Here is a 23,042-nt window from a genome sequence, read left to right on the forward strand (position 1 = left end):
CAACGAGACCACCCGTGGCCCGGGGCGTACGAAGGACTGCGGCTGCAAGGACCTGCGGTCACCACCTGACGAGCGACCAACGCCCGGACCTGCCGATGCGCGCTCGGCTCTGATTGGATCCTGGCATGACGGAGTGGGCATCATTGCAGGACGCCTATGGATCCGCCGAGCGTGTGCCTGCTCTCCTCGCGACGGCCGCGGCAGCGGGTGCTGACCACGGCGCACCCTGGGATGAACTGTGGGGGCGTCTGTGTCACCAGGGCACGGTCTACAGTGCGAGCTACGCCGCGCTCCCCACGCTGGCGCAGATGAGCGCGCAGCACGACCCGAGCGGGTACGTGGCCGCGTTGCATCTGGCTGCCGCGATCATCGCCTCGAACGACGGGCCAGAGGACACCGCTGTGGTTCGCCGACGCTACGCGCATGAGGTGGCCGACCTACGCATCGTCGCCGCCCGGAACCTGCAGCACGCGACGGGCGACACCGAGTTCGTCTACGGACTGCAGGCACTCATGACCTTCGAAGACGGAGGCGTATGGCAGCGAACCCTCGATCGCCTCGCGAACGGCGAGGCGTCGCTCGAGTGCCCGTCCTGCGGTGAAGACCTGCTGCTGAACCTCGACAGCCGGAAGCCCCGGGTGGTCAGTTTCGCCGACGCCTCCCTCGCATCCACGGCAGTCACACCACTCGAGCCTTCTGCACCGACGGTTGAAGGCCGACTGCTCGCGCTCGCACAGACCAACGATCGAGCCGCCATCGCCACCAAATTGACCTATCTCTTCGGTGGTTCCAGTTGCCCACGCTGCCAGGCGTCGTTCGAGGTTCCGGAGGCGTTTGCCTGACACCGGCCGCGCACCTCTTCCGCGGTCCGCTCGTCGTCCGCTCATGACAATGTGCGGTCGCACGACGAAGCGGATAGAGGCTGCTCAGGCACTTGCTGCTCGGCTCGCCAATTCTGGTTGTGGATATCGCCGGGCCAGCCTAGTCCCGACGGTGTGAAGGATGGCCAGACCGATAATGAGTAGGGCGATGCCTGCGAGAATCTGGAATCCGCGCTCCTCAGCTTCGAAGGCCACGTCGTCCGGGGCGGCCAAGTAGACCACGAGCGCGAACGTGTACAGGGCGTACATCCGCCAATAGGTCGCCCGTTGCATGACCCCGAGCACTAACGCAAGAACGGCGAGCATCGTGAGAATCCACGGGGGCGGCGCGATGATCGCCACGACCACCGCCGCAGCAGCGCCGAGGGCGGTGGCGAACGCCTTTTCCTTGATCCGCTCACGGTTGCCCAACAGGACGTAGATGACCAAGATGAGAATCGGCTCGGGGACCCAGTACGGCTCCGTCCACGCCAGAGCGACCCCGACCGAGCCGGCGGCACCCAGTACGGCACCGAAGGCGAGCGCGATGGCGGCGGTGACCGGAAGGGAGTATCGGTCGCCGTCGATCACCGGCGGTGCGCCGAAACGGCGGGCTATCACGATGCCGTATCCGGTGCCTATCGCAACAATGGCCCCGAATGTGACGGCGGACGTGCCGTCGCTACAGGCGTGACGAACGTGGCCGCATGGGGAGCCATGAGCAACGATGCGAACCAGCCGAACCTGAACCCGACACCGGCCACGACGCCGACGATTGCCAGCAGCGCCGCCCACCACCAGTCATACGCGGTGTACGCTCCGAGTCCGGCAACGACCCCGATCCAGGCCGTCAGGTAGACCATCCGGCGTATGACGCCGAGCTTGGCGCCGAGAGCACCCCACACCACCCCGACGAATAACGCCGAGACACCCAACTGACCCACGATTGCACCGACCAGCACCGCGGGAAGTACTCTCCACCGAAACGTCTGTGGGCCACCGTAGGCGACTCTACGCCGAATCGACGATCAAACCGACCGGCGAGCGGACGCCCGTCTGGCGCACTGGCGCACCGACATGCCGCCGACAGTGAATGCGTGACCCCGCCGCTTACGGCCGGTCGCGGCGTCGTACTCAGCCGGTCTACTCGAGGCGTGACCAGGCGTGACCGCGATCCCATCCCTCGTGCTCGAATGCCCGTCCCGCCAGGAGCGCGTAGGCGTATCACATGCTCTGCGCAACTGTCTTGAAGTGCCGATCGCGAGCGCCATCGCGACGCTCAACCAGGTACTGGCCGTCTCCGAGTCGGACAGTCTGCATGTACGTCTGCCCGCTCGGGTCGGAGATCCGCTCGACGATCAAGAACTCGGTCGTGCCTGCCTCGACATCCGACATCAGTTCGAAGCGCGTCTTCGGACGGGGTCCTCGCATGTCCCTCCGCTGTCCGAAATGGCGCGGAGTACGAGTTGGTGCATACGCGACACTCTGCCAGGGCCACGACCCAAGCCGAAACGTCCGGATCTGCCGCGATCCGTGCTTCGGCTGGCGCAGTCACCTGGTGGAGGAGTGTCGCGCATCATCTGACGGAGGACAGACACATGTTGCCACCTGATGGGCGGCACATCGTCTGCATTGCGCCCAGCCCTGTGTACCCGGTCAGGGGACGAGACGGTCTGATAACGGTGGTTCGAGAATGGGATCAGTGGGGCGGCGCCGGCCGTAGGTTGTGCGGCGTGGGTTGGTTGATGTTCGCACGGTGGGCGAGACGGGGCCTGCCTCGCTTGGGACTGCGTCGCGGACTGTTGCGCATGGTCGTGTTTTCAGTGTTCGCCGCGCTTGTCGGGTGTGCGCCGACGCCGGCAGGCCCGGATGAAGGAGTTGCTGTGGACCAAGCGCCCGCGCGTTTCACGATCGTTCCGGACGACTATCACGTGCCGTACGCCGGGACCGCCGAGGACGGACGGAAGTTCTTTCTGAGCGACGAACTGTTCGATCCGGGGTCGGCCTATGTCGGGCTGTTTCTGTGGAAGGCCGACGGGACGTTCGACGAGGTGAGGGTCGACAAGGTTGCTCGTGCTGCGGGGCTTCCGCCAGGTCAGGCAGGTTCGGCCGGTGCGGACGAGCTGGTCGCTGCTCGGCTGGCCGAGCTTGGCGAGTACGTCCTGGAGCCGATCGAGGTCGAACCGTTCACCGCGGAGGTCGGGGGTGTGACCTTTGGATGGGTGGTCACTCAGTTCGAGGGCGAGTACTCCATCAACATCGAACCGGGGGATTTCATCGCGTACTACGAACCCTGGGACGGACTGGGGTACGACACCTAGCGCTACGAGGAAAGCCGGCTGATCGGAATTCGGTCAGCCGGCCTTTCTGTGTTCGGGGAGGTTAGCCGCGGCCGCCGTCGCGGCCGCTGCCGGCGCGGGTTTCGGGGGAGTCCCAGCGGCCGCCCTGGTTTCTGATGTTCTCTGCCGCCGCGGCGTGGGTGGGGCTGGTCTGGCCGAGTTCGTCGAGCTTCTGGGTGACGTTCTGGTGGGCCTTCATGAGGTCCATCGCCTTCTGCATCGCCGCGTCGTCCTTCTCGCTCAAAACTCATCTCCTGGTGCGATTCGAGGTGAGGCCAACGCGCGGCCTCGTGGCTGACTGCGCGTCATTTTTCCACCGCCTCGGGGTCACCAGATGTTCGTCGGCCCGTCAGAGTGGGTTGAGGCGGGCCTTGAGCAGGCAGAACTCGTTGCCTTCGGGGTCGGCCAGGACGTGCCACTGCTCCTCGCCGGTCTGGCCGATGTCGGCCGGGCGCGCACCGAGCGCCAGCAGGCGTTCGAGCTCGGCGTCCTGATCGCGGTCGGTGGCGTTGACGTCGATGTGCAGCCGGGACTTCCCCTTCTCCGGCTCATCCCGGCGACTGAGGATGATCGTCGGCTGCGGACCGCCGAACCCTTCGCGCGGCCCGATCTCCAGCGAGCCGTCGTGCATGCGATCGAGGACGACGAAGTCCAGGACCTCGCACCAGAACCGCCCCAGCAGCTCAGGGTCGTGGCAACCGAGGACGAGCTCACTGATACGACATGCCATCCTGAAACCTGCTCTCTGCCGGGGAGCCCACACGCGAAACCTCGTGGGCAGTGAAATCAACCCGCGACGCTACCGGACCAGGCGAGCACGGGCGACATGATTTCAGGACCGGCCCTGTCCGGAACAAGGCCGGCCCTGCGGTACGGAAGCTGCCCCGACCTAGCAGCTGCCCCGACCTAGTGGTGCAGGAGTTCGCCGTCGATCCAGACGGCGTGGACGTCGGCGGGGGTGCCCAGGGTGAAGAGGCGGGCAAGGGCTTCCTCGGCGTCGTCGGCGTGCTCGACGCCTACTGCCAAGGGGGAGCCGTCGGCCGGGCGGAGGAGTTGGGCGTCGAAGCGTTGACCGACGCTCAGGTGGCCGACCTCGTCCAGGCCGAGGGCGTCCGCGCCGGCCGCTGTCGCCAGGTACAGCAGGTGTGCTGCGCTCAGCGGAGTACCGTGATCGCCGATCAGCTGCTGGCAGAAGTACGCCTGCAGGCCCTCCTTCAGCAGCGAGAACCCCGTGCCGGCACCGACGTCCGACCCGAGCGCTACGCGTACGCCGTACTGCAGGTGCCGTGACAGCGGGAACAACCCGCTGCCCAGTGCGGCGTTGCTCGTCGGGCAGTGGGCAACGGCCGCACCGCCGGTGGCGAGCATCTTGAGCTCGACGTCGGTCGGGTGGACGTTGTGGGCGAGGACGCTCCGGCGCTCGACCAGTCCGTGCTTGTCGTACGTGCTCACGTAGTCGCTGCCGCCGAACAGGTCGGCCACGGTGGCGATCTCGGCCTCGTTCTCGTTGACGTGTGAGGTGAACAGCGAGCCGGGAACCTCGTCCAGCACCCGGCGGCAGACCGCGAGCAGTTCATCGGTGCACGACAGCGAGAAGCGTGGTGTCACGGCGTACCGGTTGCGCCCGACGCCGTGCCAGCGTTCGGCCAGGGCCAGAGACTCGGTGTACGCCCGCTCAGGTGTCGTGAGCAGATCCGGCCGGAGCAGCCGGTCGCTGAGGACCAGCCCGCTGGTGATCCGCAAACCGACCCCGGAGGCGGCGGAGAACAGCACGTCCACCGCGTCGGCGTAGTGCGCCCCGAACACCAGCGCGCTGGTGGTGCCGGCCGCCGCGAGGCCGCGGACGAACTCGGCTGCGACCCCCGCCGCGTAGCCGGTGTCGGCCATCTTCGCCTCTTCGGGAAGCGCGTAGCGGTCCAGCCACTCCAGCAGTGGCAGGCCGAGACCGCCGACCGCCCGGATCTGCGGGAAGTGCACGTGGGTGTCGACGAACCCGGGCAGCACCAGGCCGCCGGACAGGTCGACGATCTCCTCGGCCGGATGCGCCCGCCGTACGTCGCCGAAGGGGCCACGGGCAACGATCACGCCGTCCCTGACCAGCAGTGCGGCGTCGGCGTCGACCCGCAGGCTGCCGCCGGTGAACGGGTTGTCCGGGGTGTCGAGGAACGTGCCTCGGTAGATGGTCATGCTTTCGCCTCACGGTGGGCCGGCGTGGGGCGACGCTCGGCGGTGAACAGTTGGAGCAGCCAGGCCGCCACGCTGACGGCGATGGTGGCCGGCTCCTTGCCGGTCAGTTCAGGAAGTCCGATGGGGGTGGTGATCCTGGCGATCGCCTCCTCGGTGTTGCCGTCCTCGGCGAGCTTGCGGCGGAACCGCGCCCACTTGGCCCGGGACCCGATCAGCCCGATCGTGGCCAGTTGCTCGTTGCGCAGCGCGGCGTCGCACAACGCGGCGTCCTCGGCATGGTCATGTGTCATCACCAACGCATGCGTGCCCGGCGGCAGTTCGGCCACGACCAGCTCCGGCAACACCGGCACGTGATGCACGTGCACCCGCGCCACGGCGTCGTCGAGAACCTTCAGTCGCTCGGCTTCCAGCTGGTCGGGCCGCGAGTCGACCAGGTGCAGCTCGATGTCGTGCCGGGCCAGGATCCGGGCGAGCTCGAGACCGACATGCCCGACCCCGAAGATCGCCGCGGCCGGGACCACCGGCAGCGGCTCGAGCAGCAGCTTCACCTCACCGCCGCAGCACTGGACCCCATGCTGGTACGGCGCCTTGTCCGACAACGCGACCTCGATGACCTCAGGCTCGCCAACGCCGGCCTCGATCATCGCGCGGGACCGCTCGACCGCGAGAGCCTCCAGGTTGCCACCGCCGACCGTGGACCAGGTCCCCTCAGCGGCGACCACCATCTTGGCACCGGCCTCGCGCGGTGCATGCCCGCGGACGGACATCACCGTCACCAGCACGCCGGGTCGCCGCTGCTCCCGGAGACGCTCGACCGCCTTCATCCATTCCATCTCGGTCGTCACACCCCACTCGGCTCGAGCCGCTCCGCGCGGAGCGACGATCGGGCCTGGTCCAGCGCCCAGTAGACGGCCTCGGGCGTGGCGGGCGAGGCCAGTTCGACACTGGTGCCGGCCGGGCCGAACGCCGCCGCGGCCTGCCGCAACGCCTCGCGTACGGAGAACGCCAGCATCAGCGGCGGTTCGCCGACGGCCTTCGAGCCGTAGACGGCGCCGTCCTCATGGGCCTTCTCCAGCAGCCTCACGTTGAACTCCGAGGGCATCTCCGAGAAGCTCGGCAGCTTGTAGGTACTCGCGGCCTGCGTGGCCAACCGCCCGCGATTCGGGCCGTCACTCTCGTCCCAGCGCAGGTCCTCGAGCGTCAGCCAGCCGGTGCCCTGCACGAAGCCGCCCTCGATCTGCCCGATGTCGATCAGCGGGCTGAGGCTGTCGCCGACGTCGTGGACGATGTCGACCCGGCGCAACGTGTACGCACCGGTGAACCCGTCCACCTCGACTTCGGCGGCGGCAACGCCGTACGCGAAGTACTTGAACGGCTCGCCGCGCATCGCGTTGGGGTCCCAGTGCAAGCCCTCGGTGCGGTAGAAACCGGCCGCCCACAGCTGGACGCGCTGGTGGTAGGCGACGTCAACGAGTTCCTCCCAGCGCAGACTGTCGCCGTCGAAGGTCAGCCCGTGCGCGATGCCTTCGGTGAACCGGACGTCGCGCGGGCTGATCCCGAGGCGGCCGCCGGCGACCTGCTCGAGGCGTTCGCGGATCTGTTCGCAGGCGTTCTTGATCGCGGCGCCGTTCAGATCCGCACCGGACGAAGCCGCTGTGGCCGACGTGTTCGGCACCTTGTCGGTGCGGGTCGGGGCGAGCCGGACGCGAGCCAGCGGGACCCCGAGCGTGGTGGCCGCGACCTGCAGCATCTTCGTGTGCAGGCCCTGACCCATCTCGGTGCCGCCGTGGTTGATCAGCACCGAGCCGTCCTTGTAGACGTGCACCAACGCGCCGGCCTGGTTGAACGCGGTGAGGTTGAACGAGATGCCGAACTTCACCGGCGTCATCGCCAACGCGCGCTTCCGGTGCGGGTGCTCCGCGTTGAACCGCTCGATCTCCGCTTGCCGTCGTACGACGTCGCCGTTGTCCGACACCTGGCTCCAGCAGGACTCCAGCCGGTCGGCGTGCCGCACTGGTTGCCCGTACGGCGTGGTGTCGTTCAGCCGGTAGAGATTGCGGTGACGGAGTTCGATCCCGTCGTACCCGAGCAGGGGTGCGCAGCGGCCCAGCACCTCCTCGACGACGAGCATGCCCTGCGGGCCGCCGAAGCCGCGGAAGGCCGTCTGGGAGGTCTTGTTCGTCTTGGCGATCCGGCCGTCCACGCGGACGTTCGGGATCCAGTAACCGTTGTCGACGTGGCACATCGCGCGTGCGAGCACCGGCTCGGACAGGTCGAGGCTCCAGCCGCCGTCGGCGGTCAGGGTGGCGTCGAGCGCGACCAGATGGCCGTCGTCGTCGAAGCCGGCCCGCCACTCGCTGTGGAACCCGTGCCGCTTACCGGACATCGTGATGTCCTGCGTACGGTTGAGCCGCAACCGCACGGGCCGGCCGGTCAGCGTAGCCCCCAGTGCGGCGATCGCGGCGAACCCGTGCGGCTGCATCTCCTTGCCTCCGAAACCCCCTCCCATCCGGAGACATTGCACGGTCACTTCGTGGCTTGGTACGCCGAGGACGTGGGCGACGATCTCCTGCGTCTCGGACGGATGCTGCGTGCTGCTCTGGACGAAGATCTGACCGCCCTCGTCGACCAACGCCAGCGACGCATGGGTCTCGAGGTAGAAGTGCTCCTGGCCGGCGAACTCGAACTCGCCCTCGAACACGTACGCCGCCTTGGCCAGCGAATCCTCGACGTCACCACGCGCGAGGTGCCGCCCGGTCCCCTGGAAGCTGCCCGCGTCGATCGCCTCCCGAACCGTCACCAGCGACTCGAGCGGCTCGTACTCGACCTCGACGGCCGCCGCACCGAGGCGCGCGGCCTCCAACGTCTCACCGAGGACCCAGCAGATCGCGTGCCCGTGGAACATCGCCTCGGTCGGGAACAACGGCTCGTCGTGCTTCACGCCGGCGTCGTTCACCCCGGGTACGTCGTCACCGGTGAGGACCCGGACCACGCCAGGGACGTCGTACGCCGGCTTCACCCGAAGGTCCGTGATCCGGGCGTGAGTGTGCGGCGACTGGACCGGCCAGGCGTGCAGGACATCGCGCGTCCGGACGACGATGTCGTCGGTGTAGAGCGCCTTACCGGTGACATGCAACGCGGCGCTCTCGTGCGGCAGCGGCAGACCGACCACGGCCTGCTGCGGACGTTCGGACAGGGAGCTCATGCGCTGACCCCTTCCGCTGAATGGCTTTCGGAGTAGAACCGGAGCAGCGACTGGCCGAGCATCGCCGAGCGGTACGACGCACTCGCCCGGTGATCGTCCATCGGCGTACCCTCGGCCGCCATCACCGCGGCTGCCTCCCGGACGGTCCGCTCGGTCCACGGCTTGCCGATCAACGCCTGCTCGGTGGCAACTGCGCGCAGTGGGGTGGCAGCGACCCCGCCGAGTCCGATCCTGGCCCGCCGTACGACGCCGTCCTCGACGTCGACGGCGTACCCGACGGCAACGCTCGAGATGTCGTCGAAGCGCCGCTTGGCGATCTTGTGGAACGCGGTCAGTGCCATTTCTTTCCCCACCCCACCGGCCCCGGTCAGGGGCTCGAGCGGCAGCGGTACGACGATGGTCCGGATCAGCTCGTCGGCAGCCTTCAAGGTCTCCCGGTAGCCGGTGAAGTAGTCCGCGAGCGGCACGATCCGCTCGCCGCGGCGGGAGGCCAGGACGAGCGAGGCGTCCAGGGCCAGCAGCGCGGGCGGGGTGTCACCGATCGGCGACGCGGTGCCGAGGTTGCCGCCGATGGTGGCGCCGTTGCGGATCAGGCGGGACGCGAACTGCGGGAACATCTGCGCCAGCAGCGGCACGCGTCCCGCGAGCAGCCGCTCGATCTCGCTGAGCGTCAGTGCGGCACCGATGCGAACCTCGTCCGGCCCGAAGGAGAACTCACGCAGCTCATCCAGCCGGTCCACCGCGACGATCAGCGGCTTCCGGACGCCGCGGATGTTCACCTCCACGCCGATATCGGTCGACCCCGCAACAATCTGCGCCTCGGGGCTCTCGGCAAGCAGTTCGAGTACGTCCGCCAGGCTGGCCGGCCGGTGGAACTCCGCTCCGTCGATCGCGATCGCGGTGACTGCCGGCGGAGGCGGCGGCGCGGATCTGCGGGCCGCCAGCGCGTCGTCCACGGCCGGCTCACCCAGCGCGTACGCCGCGTCCCGGATCGGGCGGTACCCCGTACACCGGCACAGGTTTCCGCTCAGCGCGTGCAGGTCGAAGCCGTTCGGCCCGTGCTCGTGATCGCAGTGCCCGTTGGACGTCGTACGCGTGGAGCGGTAGAACTCGGCGGCCATGCTGCACACGAAGCCAGGCGTGCAGTAGCCGCACTGCGATCCACCCCGTACGGCGATCTCCTGCTGAACCGGGTGCAGTTCGGCCGGCGAGCCCAGACCCTCGGAGGTGACGACCTCCTGGCCGTCGAGGGACGCGATCGGCACCAGGCACGCGTTCACCGCGGTCCACTCGGTCGGGGCGTCGGTCCCGGGCCGGGCGACGAGCACGGAACACGCACCGCACTCGCCCTCGGCACAGCCTTCCTTGGCCCCCGTCAGGCCACGGTCTCGGAGCCAGTCCAGCACGCTGGTGTGGACGGCCACCTCACCCAAAGTGGTCTGTTCACCGTTGACCGTGATCGTTGTTGTACTCATCGGCTACTGCTCCAGCGTGTTCTTGCAGTGTGGATCGGATTGGCATCGGAAAGGAAGTCATCGAACCGGTACCCGGCGATCTTCGCGATCTCCAGCAGCGCGGCGGCGTGTTCCTGGTTCTCGCAGTTGTCCAGCCGCTCCCGGCCCTGCTCGACGATCCGGTCGAACGAGTCCGCGTCGCGGACCGAGATCACCAGCGGGAAGCCGAACCGCTCGCGGTACGCCTCGGTGATCGCGGCCAGTTCGTCCCGGTCCGGCTCGGCCAGGAAGGTCAGGCCGCGGGCGGACTGGTCCCGCAGCGACGCTTCGCCGCTGAGACCGTCGGCGACGAACTGCGAGCCGAGCTGCGGGTACGACTCGATCAGCTGGCGCTGCTCGTCGCGCGATCCGGAGAACAGCGCCTCCTGGAACGACCGGCGCAGCGCGTGGGTGTCGGTGAACGGCCGCATCTCCCAGGCCCGCTCGACCATCCAGCGCGGACCCTGGAACAGGCCGGCGAAGGTCTCGACGAACTCGTCGCGGCTCATCCTGTTCACCTGGTCCAGCCGGATCGAGTCGCCCGGCTGACCGGCCACCGCGGGACCGAAGTCCTTGCCCACGTGGTGGAACAGGATGTTCAGCAGGATCGCGGTCAGGCTGCCCAGCGTGATGCCGCTGCCGAAGATGATCTCGGCCCAGTCCGGCACCGCCTGGGCGACCTGCGGCTGCGCCGTCACGTACATCGCCAGGCCGACGCTGGTGGCCACGATGACCACGTTGCGGTGGTCGTGGAAGTCGACCTTGGCCAGGGTCTGGAAGCCGACGACGGCCACGGTGGCGAACATCGCCAGGGCGGCGCCGCCCAGCACCGGGTGCGGGATACCGGCCACGATGGCGCCGGCCTTGGGGATCAGGCCGAGCAGGATCATGATCGCGCCGGCCGCCGCCACCACCCAGCGGCTCTTCACCCTGGTCAGCCGGACCAGGCCGACGTTCTCGGCGAAACACGTGTAGGGGAAGGAGTTGAAGGTACCGCCGATGGTGGTGGCCAGACCGTCGGCGCGCAGCGCCCGGGCGACGTCCTCGCGGCCGATCCGCTTCTCCACGATCTCACCGGTCGCGAAGACGTCACCAGTCGTCTCCACCGCGGTGATCAGCATGACCACGATCATCGAGATGATCGCGGCGATCGAGAACTGCGGCCAGCCGAAGTGGAACGGCGTGGTGACCCCGACCCAGTCCGAGCCGCTGACCGCGTCGAAGTGGGCGTCCCCGAAGGCCCACGCGACCAGGGTGCCGGCGACCAGGCCGACCAGGACGGCGATCGTGGCCATGAAGCCCTTGAAGACCCGCTGGATCAGGACGATCAGGGCGAGCGTGCCGAGCGCGTAGGCCAGGTTCTTGCCGCTGGTCGGGTCGGACGTCGGACCGGCGCCTCCGGTCGCGTCCGCGGCCGCCACCGGCAGCAGCGCCAGACCGATGATGGTGATCACCGAGCCGGTCACAACCGGCGGGAAGAACCGGATCAGCCGGCTGAAGAACGGGGCCAGGAAGAAGGTGACCAGGCCTGCCACGATCACCGCGCCGTAGATCACCAGCAGGCCCTCGGTCCCACCGCCCGCGGCCAGCGCGATCGCGATCATCGGCGACACCGCGGTGAACGTCACGCCCTGCAGGAGCGGCAGCCGGACACCGACCTTCCAGAACCCGACGGACTGGATGATCGAGGCGATACCGCAGGTGAACAGGTCGGCATTGATCAGATGGACGAGTTCCTCGGTGCTCAGCCCGATCGAGTTCGCCAGCAGGATCGGTACGATCACTGCGCCGGCGTAGAACGCCAGTACGTGCTGGAAGCCGTACACGGCGAGCTTGCCCGGGGGCAGGACCTCGTCGACGGGGTGTCGGCTTGCGCGGCGGCTCGGCGTTCGCAGGATTGCCATGTCGGCACCTTCCTCGGATGGGCTCGGGGGCGCGGCGGTTTAGTGATCTGCACGACAGCATCGGCTCACGCCGACCGCGTTTGCACCCCGTGAACCTCCGAAGATCCCCCGCTCCGGCGGGCCCCGTTTTGTGTGATCACCCAAACCCAGCGGTTCAGAGCGACTTGAGGGCGAGGAACACGTCGACCCGGTCCTCGAGCCGGGACAGATCGCGTCCGGTCAGTTGCTCTACGCGTTCGATCCGGTAGCGAACCGTGTTGACATGCAGGTGTAGTGCCTCGGCCGCCCGCGACCACGAGCCGTCGCAGGCGAGGAACTCCTGCAACGTGGTGAGCAGGTCGGCATGGGTACGACGATCGTGCTCGAGCACCGGCCCGAGCACCCGGTGGGTGTAGGTACGCCGTACGTCGTCGGGCAACGTGGCGAGCAGGAGCACGTGTGAGGCGACCTCTTCCGAGGTGACCACCGACACCGGCGTACTCGCGGCGCGAGCCACCCGATGCGCGAACCGCGCCTCTTCGAGCGCACCCGCCAACGCATCGACGGTGGTCTCGCCGCTGACGCCGACCCCGAGCCTCGCGCGCACGAGCCCCGGTGACAGTCGGCCGAACGCCCTCCGGAGCTGATCCGGCAACCCTGGGACGAACGGCAACAGAGCGACCAGAACACCGTCACGCCCCGGCGCCACCACCGCAGGCCCGACCGTGAGCGCGACATCCTCGAGCAGCGTGATCGCGACCTCGCTCGGTCCGTCGTCCCGCAGCTCGGCCACGGCGACCACCATCGGCAGATCCGACCGCGCACCCGCCTGCCGGAGTCGCGTTGCGACCTCGGCATGTGGAGCGCCGGACTCGACCAGGGCCAGCGCGTCAGCCACGAGAGGCCGCAGCGCCATCCGCCCCTCGTCCCGGCGGGCCCGGTCCAGCGCGGCGATCGCGCACAACTCGTGCACCGCCTCGACATGGTCGCGGGACCACTCCGTGTGGTCGCCCTCGATGACCAACAGCCACGCCGTCAGCCGATTGCCCAGGCCCGACCCGACCGGGAAGAGGCTGTACGGCGTACCTCCGGCATCCGCGACCGCAGGAGTGCGATCCGCGGTGAGGAACCGCCGCGAGATCACGTCGAGTACCTCTTCGTCCAACTCACCGGGCCCGGGTACGACGTGCCGACCGGTCGGTGTGATCACTCGGCAGTCGTGCCCGATCTCGGCCGTGATGCGGTCCGCGAGTTCGTCGAGACTCCGGCCGGACGCGATCGACGACAGCATCTGGCGCTGACGCACCAGACTCGCGGACAGCCGGGCACCTGTCTCGACCGAGCCAGCGGCCGCGACGTACTCGGTGATATCCGCGAACGCTACCTCCGTGGGCACCTCGACGAGGGTGACCTGATGCCGGCGGCAGGCCTCGAGCAGGTCGACGGGGACGGCCCCGAGCAGCGCCTTCCCGGCAAGGATCGTGGTGGCGCCGCGCTTGGCCATCGAGGTCACGAAGGTCTCGCTGTCCGCGTCGCTGCGTCGCCAGACCAGACCGGTGAGGACCAGTTCGCCGCCGTTCAAGTAGCGGCCGGGTTCGAGCAGGTCGGTGGTGACCAACCGGCCGATCGGACGCTCGAGTGCCTCCTCGGCCAGGTGCAGCAGGCGCAGCCCCAGCTCGGGCGCGTCGAGCAGCTCGGACAGCAGCACGGCGCACCTCCTTCGGCCGGCCCGCGATCGGCATGGCGACCGGTCCTCAGAGGAACGTACAACGCCCGGAGGGCCCGCTGGAACCACGACCCACCCTTGACGCCGTCCCGATGCCGCGCCTATCGTCCTTTCGCAGAACAGAAATTAACTTCCGCAATACGGAAAGCTGGATGCCATGAGTAACCCGCTGCGCTACACGGTGAACTGCTCGCTGCTGTTCACCGAGCTGCCTCTGCTGGAGCGCCCGGCGGCCGCCCGGCGGGCCGGTTTCGGTGCCGTCGAGTTCTGGTGGCCGTTCGTCGAGGCGGTGCCGACGGACCGGCACGTCGACGCGTTCGTGACCGCGATCGAGGACGCCGGCGTCCAGTTGACCGGCCTGAACTTCTTCGCCGGCGACATGCCGGGCGGTGACCGCGGCCTGGTGTCCTGGCCGAAGCGGTCCGGTGAGTTCCGGGACAACATCGACGTCACCATCGGCATCGGCGAGCGACTCGGTTGCCGGGCCTTCAACGCCCTCTACGGCAACCGGTCCGACGACCACGCAGAGAGCGAGCAGGACGACCTCGCGGTCGAGAACCTCACCCTCGCCGCTCAGGCTGCCGCGCGGATCGACGGCGTCGTGCTCCTCGAGCCGGTCAGCGGTGCCGAGAGGTACCCGCTGCTGACCGCGGCCGACGTACTGGCCGTGATCGACCGGGTGCAGGCCTCGAACGTCGGGCTGCTCGCCGACCTCTACCACCTCGCGGTCAACGGCGACGACGTCGATCGGGTGATCGCGGAGCACATCGACCGCATCGCGCACGTACAGATCGCCGACGCCCCCGGCCGCAACGAGCCGGGCACGGGCACGCTCTCACTCGACCGGCAGCTCATCGCCCTCGCCGCCAACGGCTACTCCGGCTGGATCGGCCTCGAGTACAAGCCGTCCACCACCACCGTCGACAGCTTCGGCTGGCTCCCGCGCGCGCAGCGCGCCGTGGCCGGCTGAGACACCTTTTGGAGATTCCGACATGACGAACATCGCCTTCATCGGCCTCGGCATCATGGGCAGCCCGATGGCCGTCCACCTGGCCAACGCCGGGCACTCCGTGGCAGGTCTCGACCGCTCACCCGAGCGCGGCGAACCGCTGGTCGAGGCGGGTGGACGCTACGCGTCCTCGGTCGCCGACGCGGTCAAGGGCGCCGACGTGATCTGCGTGATGGTGCCCGACTCGCCCGACGTCGAGGACGTACTGACCACCGAGGGTGGCGTCTTCCAGAACGCCGAGACCGGCTCGCTGATCATCGACTTCTCCAGCATCCGGCCCGATGTCACCCAGCAACTGGCCGAGCAGGCCCGGGCGCTGGGCTTCCGGGTGCTGGACGCTCCCGTCTCCGGCGGCGAGGCCGGCGCGAAGAACGCCGCGCTCTCGATCATGGTCGGCGGCGACGCCGACGACTTCGAGGCCGCCAAGCCGCTGTTCGACGTCGTCGGCAAGACCGTCGTCCACGTCGGACCGAGCGGCTCCGGCCAGACCGTCAAGGCGGCCAATCAGCTGATCGTCGCCGCCAACATCCAGGCGCTGTCCGAGGCCGTCATCTTCCTGGAGGCGTACGGCGTCGACACCAAAGCCGCCCTGGAGGTCCTCGGCGGCGGCCTGGCCGGCTCGTCGGTGCTGAACCAGAAGAAGGAGACCATGCTGTCCCGCTCCTTCCAGCCGGGCTTCCGGATCGACCTGCACCACAAGGACATGGGCATCGTCACCGCGGCCGCCCGCGAGGCCGGGGTCGCCGTACCGCTGGGCTCGCTGGTCGCGCAGCTGGTGGCGTCCGCCCGGGCCAACGGTGACGGGGGCCTCGACCACTCCGCGCTGCTGCGCGGCGTGGAGCGGCTGTCCGGAAAGGCATCGGACTGATGGCCCGCATGCGCGCGGTCGACGCCGCGGTCCTGATCCTGGAGAAGGAGGGCAGCACCCAGACCTTCGGTCTGCCGGGTGCCGCGATCAACCCCTTCTACAGCGCGATGAAGAAGCACGGCGGGATCAAGCACGTGCTGGCCCGCCACGTCGAGGGTGCCTCGCACATGGCCGAGGGTTACACCCGGGCGCGCGCCGGAAACATCGGCGTCTGCATCGGTACGTCGGGACCGGCCGGAACCGACATGATCACCGGCCTGTACTCCGCGAGTGCCGACTCGATCCCGATCCTGTGCATCACCGGTCAGGCACCGGTGGCCAAATTGCACAAGGAAGACTTCCAGGCCGTCGACATCTCCTCGATCGCCAAGCCGGTTGCGAAGTGGGCGGTCACGGTGATGGAGCCGGCCCAGGTGCCGGGCACGTTCCAGAAGGCCTTCCAGTTGATGCGCGAAGGTCGTCCGGGTCCCGTGCTCATCGACCTGCCGGTGGACGTCCAGGTGGCCGAGATCGACTTCGACATCGACACGTACGAGCCGCTGCCGGTGGCCAAGCCGGCCGCGACGCGGGCGCAGGCCGAGAAGGCGCTCACGCTGCTGAACGACGCCGAACGCCCGCTGATCGTGGCCGGCGGTGGCGTGGTCAACGCCGACGCGTCCGACCTGCTGGTCGAGTTCGCCGAGATCGTCGGCATACCGGTCGTCCCGACCCTGATGGGCTGGGGCGCGATCCCGGACGACCACCCGCTGACCGCCGGTATGGTCGGCCTGCAGACGTCGCACCGGTACGGCAACGCGACGCTGCTGGCCTCGGACCTGGTGTTCGGCATCGGGAACCGCTGGGCGAACCGGCACACCGGCTCCGTCGAGACCTACACCAAGGACCGGAAGTTCATCCACGTCGACATCGAGCCGACCCAGATCGGCCGGGTCTTCGCACCGGACTACGGCATCGCCTCCGACGCTCGCCTGGCGCTCGAGGTGTTCGTCGAGGTCGCGCGCGAATGGGCTGCCGCGGGTCGGCTGGCCGACCGTTCGGCGTGGGTGGAGGAGTGCCAGGAGCGGCGTACGACGCTGCAGCGCAAGACGCACTTCGACAACGTGCCGATCAAGCCGCAGCGCGTCTACGAGGAGATGAACCGGGCCTTCGGACCCGACACCCGGTACGTCAGCACCATCGGGTTGTCGCAGATCCAGGCTGCTCAGATGCTGCACGTGTACCGGCCGCGGCACTGGATCAACGCCGGCCAGGCGGGACCGCTCGGCTGGACCGTGCCCGCCACGCTGGGGGTTGCGGTGGCGGATCCGGAGAGCACTGTGGTCGCGCTGTCGGGTGACTACGACTTGCAGTTCCTGATCGAGGAGCTGGCGGTGGGTGCGCAGTTCAACATCCCCTACATCCACGTCGTCGTGAACAACTCGTACCTGGGCCTGATCCGTCAGGCGCAGCGCGGTTTCGACATGGACTTCTGCGTGCAACTGTCGTTCGAGAACATCAACAGCCCTGAGGTCAACGGCTACGGTGTCGACCACGTCAAGGTCGCGGAAGGCCTGGGCTGCAAGGCGATCAGGGTCTCAGCTCCGGACGAGATCCTGCCGGCCCTGGAACAGGCCAAGAAGCTGATGGTCGAATACCAGGTCCCGGTCGTCGTCGAGGTCATCCTCGAGCGGGTCACCAACGTCTCCATGGGCCAGGAGATCGACAACATCAACGAGTTCGAACCCCTGGCCGAGCACCCCGAAGACGCCCCCACCGCAATAGCCCAACTCCGCTGATGGCTGGGTCCCGGGTGGTTGTTGCCTCCGACAAGTTCAAAGGCAGCCTCACCAGCAACCAGGTCGCGGTTGCCGTGCGCGAGGGCGTACGACGACTCTGCCCGGACGCGACCGTGGACGCCGTACCAGTGGCCGACGGCGGCGACGGTACCCTCGCCGCCGCCGTCGCCGCAGGCTTCCAGTTCGTCCCCGTAACAGCCTCCGGCCCCACCGGCGAGCCAACCCGCACCGGCTTCGCCCGCCGGCGGGGAGGCGGCGGTGGCGACGTCGCCGTCGTGGAGTTGGCCGATGTCTCCGGCCTGGTGCGCCTCCCCGGCGGCCGACCGGCCCCGATGACCGCAACGTCCCGCGGCACCGGCGAGCTGATAGCCGCCGCGATCGACAGCGGCTGCACCCGCATCATCCTCGGCATCGGCGGCAGCGCCTGCACGGACGGAGGAGCAGGTCTGGTCCGCGCACTGGGCGCCAAGCTGTACGACGCCAACGGCGCGGACCTCGCCGAGGGCGGCGCGGCCTTGAGCGCGTTGGCGTCCGTTGACCTGACCGCACTGACCGAGCGCCTGGCGGGCGTCGAGGTAGTCGTCGCCTGCGACGTAGACAACCCGCTGACCGGCCCGTCCGGTGCAGCAGCCACCTACGGCCCGCAGAAGGGCGCCGACCCCGCACAGGTCAAGCAACTGGACGCCGCCCTAGCCCAATGGGCCGATCTGGTCGCTCGGGAGACCGGGCGGGACCTCCGCGACGCTCCTGGCGCCGGCGCTGCCGGTGGAGTCGGCTTCGCGGCGGTGGCGTTGCTCGGCGCGGAACTTCGGCCTGGGATCGGACTCATGCTCGACCTGGTCGGATTTCACCAGCACCTCGACGGCGCGGATCTCGTGATCACCGGGGAAGGGGCGCTCGACGAGCAGACGCTGCACGGCAAGGCGGTCGCCGGTGTAGCCGCAGCGGCTGGAGTCGCTGGCATCCCGGTGGTCGCTGTCTGTGGGACCAACCGCCTGAACCCAGACCGGCTCCGTCAGGCCGGCATCACCGCTGCCTACGCGCTGACCGACCTGGAGCCCGACGTACGGCGGTGCATCGCCGAGCCCATCCCGCTTCTGCGGCAACTCGGTGAACGGATCGCGGCTGATCACCTGCTGAGATCTACGATGACAGCAACCGAGAGGGGCTTCGCATGACCGCGCTGGACCTCGTCGTCAGGGCACGCCGGGTGGTGAGTGCTGCGGGCGAGGTGGCCCGCGCCGTGGGAGTGCGTGACGGCCGGATCGTCGCGATCGCGCCGTACGACGCCGACCTCGACAGCGTCGACGAGCTGGTCCTGACCGACGACGAGGTGCTGATGCCCGGCCTGGTCGACTCGCACGTGCACGTCAACGACCCGGGCCGCACGGAGTGGGAAGGCTTCACCAGCGCGACCAGAGCGGCGGCGGCCGGTGGCGTCACCACGATCATCGACATGCCGCTCAACAGCATTCCGCCGACCTGCGACGTACCGGCCTTGGAGCTCAAGCGGAAGACCGCCGCGAGCCAGGCGTACGTCGATACCGGTTTCTGGGGCGGCGCGATTCCGGGCAACCTCGCCCAACTGCGCCCGCTGCACGAGGCCGGCGTCTTCGGCTTCAAGTGCTTCCTGTTGCACAGCGGCGTCGACGAGTTCCCGCCGTTGGCTCCGGACGAGCTGGAGCCGGTCATGCGCGAGATCGCCGCATTCGACGGCTTGCTGATCGTGCACGCCGAGGACGCCCACGGAATCGACAGCGCCCCGGCACCGCACGGCGCGAGCTACCGAGATTTCCTGCACTCCCGCCCCCGCGAGGCGGAGAACAAAGCCGTTGCCGACGTCATCGACCTCGCCCGCCAGACCGGTTGCCGGGTGCACATCCTGCACGTCTCCAGCTCCGACGTACTGCCGCTCCTCGCGAAAGCCCGCCGCGACGGCGTCCGGATCACCGCGGAGACCTGCCCGCACTACCTCACGTTCAGCGCCGAGGAGATTCCCGACGGCGCGACGCAGTACAAGTGCTGCCCGCCGATCCGCGAGGCAGCCAATCGTGACCAGCTGTGGAACGGTCTGCGCGACCAAACCATCGACCTGGTCGTCTCCGACCACTCGCCGTCCACGGCTGATCTCAAGCGGCTCGACACCGGTGACTTCGGCGAAGCCTGGGGCGGTATCGCCTCACTCCAGCTCGACCTGCCCGCGGTTTGGACCGAAGCACACCGACGCGGCCACACCCTGACCGATGTCGCCCGCTGGATGTGTCAGGCACCGGCGGCGCAGACGGGTCTGCGGCACAAGGGCAGCCTCGAGGTCGGGTACGACGCGGACTTCTGCGTCTTCGCACCCGACGAGACATTCGTGGTGGACGTCAACACCCTGCACCACAAGAACGCCATCACCCCGTACGACGGACGGCCGCTCGACGGCCTCGTCCGCAGCACCTGGCTGCGTGGCGAACCCGTCGACATCACCGCCGGCCCCCGCGGACGGCTCCTCAGTCCAGACCGGGAGGCCCCATGACCGCGCCCCGCTACTACTCTCCGAGTGGCGGACTGCCCGCGCAGACCGACCTGACCACCGACCGCGCGATCTTCACCGAGGCGTACGCCGTCCTGCCGCGTGGAACCATGCGCGACATCGTCACCAGCCGGCTGCCGTTCTGGGACGACACCCGGCTCTGGGTGATCGCCCGGCCGCTGTCCGGGTTCGCGGAGACGTTCTCGCAGTACATCGTCGAGGTCGCGCCGGGCGGCGGCAGCGACAAGCCGGAGACCGATCCGAGCGCCGAGGTGGTCGTGTTCGTTGTCGAAGGCAACGTGACGCTGACGATCTCCGGTGAGAAGCACGACCTCGGCGCCGGGGGATACGCGTTCCTGCCGCCGTCGGCCGACTGGACGCTGCACAACACCAGCGAGCAGGTGGCCCGGTTCCACCTGGTCCGGAAGGCGTACGAGCGGGTCGAGGGGATCGACGTACCCGAAGCGTTCGTCACCAACGAGGTCGACGTCGAGGGTGTGGAGATGCCGGACACCGAGGGCCGGTGGAAGACGCAGCGGTTCGTCGACCCGGACGACGTACGCCACGACATGCACGTCAACATCGTCAGCTTCGAGCCCGGCGGGGTGATCCCGTTCCCCGAGACGCACGTGATGGAACACGGTCTGTACGTGCTCGAGGGCAAGGCGGTCTACCTGCTGAACAAGGACTGGGTCGAGGTCCAGGAGGGCGACTTCATGTGGCTGCGGGCGTTCTGCCCACAGGCCTGCTACGCCGGCGGACCGGGCCGGTTCCGCTACCTGCTCTACAAGGACGTCAACCGGCACCCCAAGCTGACCCTCTAAGCGCTGATGGTCACCGGGCGTTGGGGTGGGGTCAGCGGGTCGGTGGCCAGGCGCGCGTGCCGCTCGACGTCGTACCGCGTTCCGTCGTACGCGAGCCGCTGGCGCTCCAGGCCCTCGTAGAGGAAGCCGGCGCTACCGGCCACCCCGCACGAGGCCGGGTTGTTCAGCCGGTGGCCGAGCTCGAGCCGGTAGAGACCGGCGTCGTGGTGGGCCCAGTCGGCCAGCGCGCGAAGTGCGTCCCGGGCGATGCCCTGGCCGCGGACCTCGGCGAGTGTCCAGTACCAGGTCCAGCCCACCTGGTGCCGGTCGATGTTCGTCACCGCCACGCAGCCGATCGGGTGGTCGTCGGCGTCCGCGACGGCGTACACGTGCCCGTTGTCCAGGTCGGCGACCCGGCCGATCCAGTCGACGGCGGAGGCCGTGTCCACGATCCCGCCCTGGTAGACCATCTCGGGATCCTGGTGCGCCGCCGACAACCGCAGTGCATCAGCTGTCCGCCACCGCCGAAGATCCAGCTGCCCCAGCGCATATCCCATTCATCGAATCTACCGCCGACACCGCGCGGGCAAACCCTCTCCCGGCGCGTACACCCGCGGACCGGCGCGCACACCCGCGGACAGGCGTGCCGATCGCGAGGCGGGCAGGATAGGGCGCATGGCATATCTGGATTTCAGGGATCAGGTCGTCGTCGTGACCGGCGCCAGCAGCGGGATCGGGGCCGCGGCCGCGGTCGGGTTCGCGGAGACCGGGGCGACGGTCGCGCTGCACTACCACCGCAACGAAGCGGGCGCGCAGCACACGCTGGGAGCGGTCCAGACGGCCGGCGGTACGGCGTCCGTGCACCAGGCCGACCTGGCCGACCCGGCCTCGGCGGGCAAGTTGATCGACGAGGTACTGGCGAGGCACGGGCGGATCGACGTACTCGTGAACAACGCCGGTGACCTGGTCAACCGCTCACCGGTGACCGACGTACCGGACGAGGAGTTCCGCCGGATCCTGGACGTGAACCTGACCTCGGTGTTCGCGCTGTCCCGCCGGATCGTGCCGGTGTTCCGCGGGCAGGGCGGTGGCAACATCATCAACGTCACCTCGATCGCCGGCCGGCACGGCGGGGGCGGCGGGTCGGTCGTGTACGCGACCAGCAAGGGTGCGGTCAGCACCTTCACCCGCGGCCTGGCCAAGGAGCTCGCACCGGACGGCATCCGCGTCAACGCGATCTCGCCCGGGGTGATCAAGACCCCGTTCCACGATCGGCACACCGCCGAGGACCAGCTGAACGGGATGATCGCGACCATCCCGATGGGCCGCACCGGCACCCCGCACGAGTGCGTCGGCACCATCCTGTTCCTGGCCTCGGAGCGGATGAGTTCCTACGTCACCGGCCAGATCATCGAGGTCAACGGCGGCCAACTGATGCCGTGAGCAAGGGGTTCTGGCGGCGGAGGTGCCCGCCGCCAGAACCCGGTCTGCCCTACTGCGACAGCGTGCGGAATCGGTGGGCTGACAGCGGCAGGAAGACCGCGATCAGGAGGAGCGGAGCGACGACTGCCGCCACCTCCGCGTGCGTGCCGATCCAGCTGGCTGTCGAGGAGGGGTCGGGGTTACCGAAGAGCGCTCGGGACGCGGTTGCGGTGGCGGAGAGCGGGTTCCACTGGGCAATGGTTCCGAGCCAGTCCGGCATCGTGGAGGTGGCGACGAAGGCGCTCGACAGGAAGCCGATCGGCCAAACCAGCACCTGCACCATCGTCACGCTCTGCGCGTTCTTCACCGTCAGCCCGATGAAGATCCCCACCCACAGCAACGCGAACCGCAGCAACAGCAGCAACCCGAACGCCGCCAGCGCCGACGGCAGCCCTTCGTGGAACCGCCAGCCGAGCGCGAGCCCGGCCGCGACCAGCACGATCAGCGTCACCGCCGAGTCGAGCATGTCCGCGATGCACCGCCCGAGAACGACGGCCGCCGAACTCATCGGCAACGACCGGAACCGGTCCGTCACCCCCTTGTCCTTGTCCTGGGTGACCGCCGTCATCGTGCCTTCCAGCCCGAACAGCATCGCCAGCGCGAAGATGCCCGGCACCAGCAGCTCGTAGTACGACTGACCGTCCGGGAAGTCCATCGCGCCGCCGAGCAGCGCACCGAACATCAGCAGCATCAGCACCGGGAAGAACCAGTTGAAGATCACCAGCCCCGGCTGCATCCGCCAGTGCACCAGGGTCCGCCGCGCGATCGTCCAACTGTCGGCCAAGGCCCATCCGAGTGCGGTCATGGGGCCTCCCGGCCTGGACTGAGGAGTGGAGGGAGCCCGGTCATGGGGCCCCCGGCCTGGACTGAGGAGCGGAGGGAGCGCAGCGACCG

22 protein-coding genes are annotated in these 23,042 nt (G+C 68.8%); 9 read left to right on the forward strand and 13 right to left on the reverse strand.

Annotated features, from left to right (window positions below):
• The first annotated feature begins 125 nt into the window (after window positions 1-125).
• Window positions 126-842, forward strand: coding sequence for a hypothetical protein (locus tag ACGFIF_RS42215; protein ID WP_393163168.1), 717 nt, complete (start codon window positions 126-128; stop codon window positions 840-842).
• 84 nt (window positions 843-926) lie between these two features.
• Here the strand turns inward: ACGFIF_RS42215 and ACGFIF_RS42220 are convergent, their stop codons facing one another.
• From ACGFIF_RS42220 to ACGFIF_RS42230, 3 genes are all read right to left on the reverse strand, one after another.
• On the reverse strand, window positions 927-1,451 hold the full coding sequence (locus ACGFIF_RS42220; protein WP_393163170.1) for an FUSC family protein: 525 nt from the start codon (window positions 1,449-1,451) through the stop codon (window positions 927-929).
• Between the two features lie 47 nt (window positions 1,452-1,498).
• On the reverse strand, window positions 1,499-1,804 hold the full coding sequence (locus tag ACGFIF_RS42225; RefSeq protein WP_393163172.1) for a hypothetical protein: 306 nt from the start codon (window positions 1,802-1,804) through the stop codon (window positions 1,499-1,501).
• 280 nt (window positions 1,805-2,084) lie between these two features.
• A complete protein-coding gene (locus tag ACGFIF_RS42230; RefSeq protein WP_393163174.1) occupies window positions 2,085-2,291 on the reverse strand; it encodes a hypothetical protein in 207 nt (68 codons plus the stop codon).
• Window positions 2,292-2,743: 452 nt separating this feature from the next.
• Between ACGFIF_RS42230 and ACGFIF_RS42235 the strand changes: the two genes are divergently transcribed.
• Window positions 2,744-3,181, forward strand: a complete 438-nt coding sequence (locus tag ACGFIF_RS42235; protein ID WP_393163176.1) for a hypothetical protein — start codon at window positions 2,744-2,746, stop codon at window positions 3,179-3,181.
• Between the two features lie 61 nt (window positions 3,182-3,242).
• Here the strand turns inward: ACGFIF_RS42235 and ACGFIF_RS42240 are convergent, their stop codons facing one another.
• The 8 genes from ACGFIF_RS42240 to ACGFIF_RS42275 form a co-directional block, all read right to left on the reverse strand.
• Window positions 3,243-3,443 (reverse strand): hypothetical protein, encoded by a 201-nt coding sequence (locus ACGFIF_RS42240; RefSeq protein ID WP_393163178.1) that lies wholly within the window; start codon window positions 3,441-3,443, stop codon window positions 3,243-3,245.
• Between the two features lie 105 nt (window positions 3,444-3,548).
• Window positions 3,549-3,929, reverse strand: a complete 381-nt coding sequence (locus tag ACGFIF_RS42245) for a VOC family protein (RefSeq protein WP_393163180.1) — start codon at window positions 3,927-3,929, stop codon at window positions 3,549-3,551.
• Window positions 3,930-4,105: 176 nt separating this feature from the next.
• Window positions 4,106-5,386 (reverse strand): guanine deaminase, encoded by a 1,281-nt coding sequence (gene guaD / locus ACGFIF_RS42250; protein WP_393163182.1) that lies wholly within the window; start codon window positions 5,384-5,386, stop codon window positions 4,106-4,108.
• Window positions 5,383-6,219 (reverse strand): xanthine dehydrogenase accessory protein XdhC, encoded by an 837-nt coding sequence (xdhC, locus tag ACGFIF_RS42255; RefSeq protein ID WP_393163184.1) that lies wholly within the window; start codon window positions 6,217-6,219, stop codon window positions 5,383-5,385. Before xdhC ends, guaD begins: the two co-directional genes overlap by 4 nt.
• A gap of 8 nt (window positions 6,220-6,227) precedes the next feature.
• Entirely contained in the window at window positions 6,228-8,591 is a 2,364-nt protein-coding gene (xdhB, locus tag ACGFIF_RS42260; protein WP_393163186.1) for a xanthine dehydrogenase molybdopterin binding subunit, read from the reverse strand.
• Complete coding sequence (locus tag ACGFIF_RS42265; RefSeq protein ID WP_393163188.1) at window positions 8,588-10,066, reverse strand: xanthine dehydrogenase small subunit; 1,479 nt, start codon at window positions 10,064-10,066, stop codon at window positions 8,588-8,590. The genes xdhB and ACGFIF_RS42265 overlap by 4 nt, the downstream gene beginning before the upstream one ends.
• Complete coding sequence (gene uraD / locus ACGFIF_RS42270) at window positions 10,063-11,988, reverse strand: 2-oxo-4-hydroxy-4-carboxy-5-ureidoimidazoline decarboxylase (protein ID WP_393163190.1); 1,926 nt, start codon at window positions 11,986-11,988, stop codon at window positions 10,063-10,065. The genes ACGFIF_RS42265 and uraD overlap by 4 nt, the downstream gene beginning before the upstream one ends.
• 154 nt (window positions 11,989-12,142) lie before the next feature.
• Complete coding sequence (locus ACGFIF_RS42275; RefSeq protein ID WP_393163192.1) at window positions 12,143-13,675, reverse strand: PucR family transcriptional regulator; 1,533 nt, start codon at window positions 13,673-13,675, stop codon at window positions 12,143-12,145.
• Window positions 13,676-13,850: 175 nt separating this feature from the next.
• Between ACGFIF_RS42275 and ACGFIF_RS42280 the strand changes: the two genes are divergently transcribed.
• From ACGFIF_RS42280 to ACGFIF_RS42305, 6 genes are read left to right on the forward strand one after another with little or no spacing between them, the layout of a single operon-like run.
• Window positions 13,851-14,663: a hydroxypyruvate isomerase family protein gene (locus tag ACGFIF_RS42280; protein ID WP_393163193.1), complete on the forward strand. Its 813-nt coding sequence runs from the start codon at window positions 13,851-13,853 to the stop codon at window positions 14,661-14,663.
• Between the two features lie 22 nt (window positions 14,664-14,685).
• Window positions 14,686-15,570 (forward strand): 2-hydroxy-3-oxopropionate reductase, encoded by an 885-nt coding sequence (locus tag ACGFIF_RS42285; protein ID WP_393163195.1) that lies wholly within the window; start codon window positions 14,686-14,688, stop codon window positions 15,568-15,570.
• Window positions 15,570-17,345 (forward strand): glyoxylate carboligase, encoded by a 1,776-nt coding sequence (gene gcl, locus ACGFIF_RS42290; RefSeq protein ID WP_393163197.1) that lies wholly within the window; start codon window positions 15,570-15,572, stop codon window positions 17,343-17,345. Before ACGFIF_RS42285 ends, gcl begins: the two co-directional genes overlap by 1 nt.
• A complete protein-coding gene (locus ACGFIF_RS42295) occupies window positions 17,345-18,523 on the forward strand; it encodes a glycerate kinase (RefSeq protein WP_393163199.1) in 1,179 nt (392 codons plus the stop codon). The genes gcl and ACGFIF_RS42295 overlap by 1 nt, the downstream gene beginning before the upstream one ends.
• On the forward strand, window positions 18,520-19,866 hold the full coding sequence (gene allB, locus ACGFIF_RS42300) for an allantoinase AllB (protein WP_393163201.1): 1,347 nt from the start codon (window positions 18,520-18,522) through the stop codon (window positions 19,864-19,866). The genes ACGFIF_RS42295 and allB overlap by 4 nt, the downstream gene beginning before the upstream one ends.
• Complete coding sequence (locus ACGFIF_RS42305; protein WP_393163203.1) at window positions 19,863-20,687, forward strand: bifunctional allantoicase/(S)-ureidoglycine aminohydrolase; 825 nt, start codon at window positions 19,863-19,865, stop codon at window positions 20,685-20,687. Before allB ends, ACGFIF_RS42305 begins: the two co-directional genes overlap by 4 nt.
• Here ACGFIF_RS42305 and ACGFIF_RS42310 read toward each other — a convergent pair.
• Window positions 20,684-21,223: a GNAT family N-acetyltransferase gene (locus ACGFIF_RS42310; protein ID WP_393163205.1), complete on the reverse strand. Its 540-nt coding sequence runs from the start codon at window positions 21,221-21,223 to the stop codon at window positions 20,684-20,686. The two genes, ACGFIF_RS42305 and ACGFIF_RS42310, sit on opposite strands and share 4 nt — an antisense overlap.
• A 118-nt stretch (window positions 21,224-21,341) precedes the next feature.
• On the opposite strand from ACGFIF_RS42310, the gene ACGFIF_RS42315 reads away from it, so the two are divergent.
• Window positions 21,342-22,109, forward strand: coding sequence for an SDR family NAD(P)-dependent oxidoreductase (locus ACGFIF_RS42315; protein ID WP_393163207.1), 768 nt, complete (start codon window positions 21,342-21,344; stop codon window positions 22,107-22,109).
• A 49-nt stretch (window positions 22,110-22,158) separates the two neighbouring features.
• On the opposite strand, the gene ACGFIF_RS42320 is transcribed toward ACGFIF_RS42315, so the two are convergent.
• Complete coding sequence (locus ACGFIF_RS42320) at window positions 22,159-22,953, reverse strand: ABC transporter permease (RefSeq protein WP_393163209.1); 795 nt, start codon at window positions 22,951-22,953, stop codon at window positions 22,159-22,161.
• Window positions 22,954-23,042: the final 89 nt, after the last annotated feature.

It is taken from the genome of Kribbella sp. NPDC049174, assembly GCF_043197365.1.
Taxonomy (GTDB): domain Bacteria; phylum Actinomycetota; class Actinomycetes; order Propionibacteriales; family Kribbellaceae; genus Kribbella.